This window comes from Aerococcus sp. L_32 (assembly GCF_050689315.1).
The window spans coordinates 1-514 of record NZ_JBOEQF010001282.1 but is presented as its reverse complement, the minus strand read 5'-3'; the positions used below and the strand labels follow the sequence as shown (position 1 = coordinate 514).

At 36.2% G+C, this 514-nt stretch carries 1 pseudogene; it reads right to left on the bottom strand.

Annotated features, from left to right (window positions below):
* Nucleotides 1–391: pseudogene (locus tag ACRCJ0_RS19335) on the bottom strand (rhodanese-related sulfurtransferase); the annotation flags it as partial.
* Nucleotides 392–514: the final 123 nt, after the last annotated feature.

The following is a 514-nucleotide window of genomic DNA, read 5'->3' as shown; positions in this document are numbered from 1 at the left end:
CAGTATCTTCATCTAACATTGCTTCACGGAAATCAGCTGGATCTAAGTGGGTACCAGATAATTCGTTAGGGTTTAAATCTTCTTCTAAGTTTAAAGAAACGATTTCTTCACGGTAACGTACGAACATTTTTTTGTGTGCGTAGTCATCCGCTTCGTTAATTTTAAACCATAGGTCAGAAAATTCTTCCATAGCATGCATGTGGTCCATGTAGCGTTCAGTTGCTTCTTTTGGACCAGATACAGTACCATTGATCCCTTCATCACTAATTAAAATACGGCCTTTTAAGCCGATTGATTTACAGAATTGTAATTCGTCTTTTGCGAATTGCTCTGCATCTTTAATAGGTACATATTTGTAGTAAAGTAGTACCTGGAATTCGTTGTTATTCATTTATTATTCCTCCATCATATTGCAGGTATGACTGCGAGTTTTTACGGATTACATTATAAGGCATAAATCGAGGATTAACAAGTACTAAATTTGTTTCCAGCGTTGAAAAAAGTCCACAATCCC